Origin of the sequence: uncultured Candidatus Kuenenia sp., assembly GCF_900696675.1 — a bacterium.
GTDB lineage: Bacteria > Planctomycetota > Brocadiia > Brocadiales > Brocadiaceae > Kuenenia > Kuenenia stuttgartiensis_A.
The window spans coordinates 1-3328 of sequence record NZ_CAADGZ010000211.1 but is presented as its reverse complement, the minus strand read 5'-3'; the positions used below and the strand labels follow the sequence as shown (position 1 = coordinate 3328).

Here is a 3328-nt window from a genome sequence, read left to right as displayed (position 1 = left end):
TTACATAGCGCAATAGGTTATATCGCCCCGCAGGACAAATTGCTCGGACGTAAAAAAGAAATCTTTTTGGAACGAGACCGAAAATTAAGTGAAGCGCGGCAACGGCGGGCGGCTAAACGAAAGATCGCTTGACAGAAAGGAGGTGAAGGAATAGAATCGTGCCGTTCGGTAAAACAGAGGCGGGCTCTGCTGGGGAGCAACCCGCCGAGGGACGACGGATCGTCATTCCTAGAGAGGAGGCAAATCGCTCCTCTCTCACTCACAACCAAAGAATGACGAACCAGAGTTCCTCTTATGCCTAAAATAAACCATGGGGGTCTGGGGTAAAGCTCCAGTTTAGTAGCTTATTTTGAATTCGAAAATTCCAATTCACGGTGAACCAACACAATAGTTTTTGGGCACGTAGATACTATGTGAGTACTGTTGGTTTGGATGAAGCAAAGATAAGGAAATATATTCAAGATCAAGACCTCAACGAATCCATAGAGGGTAAGTATGATACTGATTTAAGTAAACCCTTTTAAGTAAACCCTTTTAGGGAAACTAGTGATAGGAGCATCAATTAACAGGATTAACAAACTGGATCGGCTAAGAAACAACCGCTAAGTAAGAAACATGTGCTAAAGAATGCGAAGAAACCCCTTAAGGGGAGCTAGTAACAATGCCCTTTTAGGGCTAATCAAGCCACCAGCTATGCTGGTGGTACTGACTTTCCTATCGTTCCCAGGTTCCACAGGCTGGGTCAAATCGGCAATTTTACCCTATTTCGCGATATGCATTCCCCACTTTAATGGAAAAACAGTAATAAATAGGGCATAAAACAGGCAAAATGTAAGGAGTTATCCCCACTTATGCGACAACAAGGTTCATTTGACCCAGTCTGTCCAGCTTGGGAACGGGGTTGTTTGTGTAGAGACGCACGGCCGTGTGTCGCTACAATGCTTTGAATAAAAAAAAGAGAGTAACACTTAGACGAAGCAAATGAGGAAGGAATGAGATTGGACGACGCACCTAACAAAAGCATGCACTGTAGTACGCGGAGGTAGCGTCATTATTTTAATGGTTAGCACGCTCGCGCTCCCCATTTGATACCTAGCCGGGGGCGGATAGCTGTCGAGTGCGCCGGCCCAGATAAAACACATCACATAAGAGAGGGGAAATAATGAATTCGATAAATCAAGACTACACAGCGGGGGTATTGGAGGCTTGTGAGCCGCCGTGTCTCTCGCTCTACCAACCTACACATCGGCACCATCCGGAAAACCAGCAGGATCCGATCCGGTTTCGGAACCTCGTGAAGGCACTAAAAGAGTCGCTATTACGGAAATATCTTGCGTATGATATCCAGCCTTTTTTGGATCCCTTTCTGGCATTGGCTGAAGATCGCGACTTCTGGAATCACACCCTAGACGGCCTGGCAGTGCTGGGTGCAAGAGGCAGGTTCCGGGTTTACAAGCTACAGCGTCCGGTTGCCGAATTGGCTATTGTAGCAGATAGTTTCCACACCAAACCCCTGATGTACATCCTTCAGTCAGCCGACCGTTATCAAGTTCTCGGTTTGAACCGAAAGGAGATCAGATTGTTCGAGGGCAATCGTTATACTTTGGACGAGATCGAACCGGCACAGGGCGTCCCAAAGACGATCACCGAGGCACTTGGAGAAGAATTGTATGAGTCGCACCAGACCGTCGCCTCCTACGGCGGCGTCTGGCAAGGGCACTCGCCTATGTACCATGGACACGGTGGGAAAGCATCTAAGGTGGACATCGACACAGAACGATTCTTCCGCTCCATCGACCGCGCGATCATGGAGCACCACTCGCGGCCTTCGGCCCTGCCGCTGATCCTGGCGACGTTGCCGGAGCATCACCAACTGTTCCGCCAAGTCAGCCACAACCCATACCTGATTGACGAAGGTCTTGATATCCAACCGGACGCCCTATCCATCGATGAACTCCGCCAGCGCACCTGGCAGGTTCTCGAACCGCGCTATTTGGCACGGCTGGCTGCGCTGGGCGAGGAGTTCCGCAGTGCACGATCCAAGGGTGCCGGTCACGACGAACTTGGGCACGTCGCCAAGGCTGTAGTGGGTGGTCGGGTCTCTAAGCTGCTGATCGAAGCCGACCGCGAGATTCCAGGTAAGATCAATGCAGCGACCGGCGATATCAAGTTTGACGACTTGGCTGACCCGGAGGTTGATGATGTGCTCGACGACCTGGGGACATTGACCCTGAAGATGGGTGGGCAAGTCTTCATAGTCCCTAGTGAGCGGATGCCGACGGAGACGGGTATAGCTGCGATCTATCGATACTGAATCGCAGTGGTAATGGCAATAGAAGAACAGGCTTGCGCAGATTCAGATTGGCATCTGTAGCAACATTTAGAATAACTACCGGCATGTGCCCAGCATAGCAAAAAAGATGCAATAGAAGCAGAAAAGGCTTTTGGCAGATTATTAAAATTAAAAGTAGAGTGTAAATAACAATTAAATCCAGAGTACGGCAAAAAGTGCCAACGCTGATTTTGGTCATTAGGTTAGGACATAAAATCCGATAACATAGTGCAATTATACTCCAAAAGGGTTAAAATTTAATCTTTACTTTTAGCATAATTTAAGCTCAGAGCCTTTGTGGACGTGAAACTTCAGTCTTTTTAAAAAGTTAAAAATTCAATCGTTTAGAGTTTAACGCCTACGGTGGTGGAGATGGAGATGGAGATGGAAATGGCATTATGCCTCCATAACCTGCCAATAATTCAAATAGGCGGTTCAGATCATTAGGTCAGTGCAGATCGCGCTGACTACCTCGTATTCGAGCAAGGAGAGGGAGGCATCTTTATCAAAGAGTTCAGATTTTTTTCACGCATGCGGAATGTGCTGCATAACGAATTGGATACCGAGTTGCTGCGGTCGGAACTGTTCAGTATTGAGCAACTGAAGCGTCACGCGATCAGCCTGGCGGGTCAGCATAGAATAGATCTACGGCGAAGGCCTGACAGGTTGCTGCCACGTCTGGCAGACAATGAGCGAGTTCTGTTGGCGGCGTACGACGTCGTGACAACCGCAGCGACGCATGGACAACGTATCACGCCGGCAGAGGCTTGGCTGCTCGATAATTTCTATCTGATTGAACAGCAGATCTGTCTGGCGCGACGGCATTTACCGCGCGGATACAGCCGGCAGTTACCGAGACTGGCCGATGGCCAGTCAGCCGGTTTCCCCCGTATCTATGACTTAGCGCTGGAGTTAATCTCTCACATGGACGGTCGCGTCGATAGAGACAACGCCACCCAATTCATCGCTGCTTACCAGGCCGTCGTACAGTTGAAG

Annotated in this window: 2 protein-coding genes and 1 pseudogene; all 3 read left to right on the top strand. The window is 49.2% G+C overall.

The features are described 5' to 3' along the window. Positions 1-380: 380 nt before the first annotated feature. A pseudogene (locus QZT26_RS16950) lies at positions 381-524 on the top strand (IS200/IS605 family transposase); the annotation flags it as partial. Between the two features lie 638 nt (positions 525-1162). After that, entirely contained in the window at positions 1163-2314 is a 1152-nt protein-coding gene (locus QZT26_RS16945) for a hypothetical protein (protein ID WP_295103839.1), read from the top strand. Between the two features lie 573 nt (positions 2315-2887). Next, on the top strand, positions 2888-3328 hold a 441-nt coding region (locus QZT26_RS16940), incomplete at its 3' end, for a hypothetical protein (RefSeq protein ID WP_295103836.1).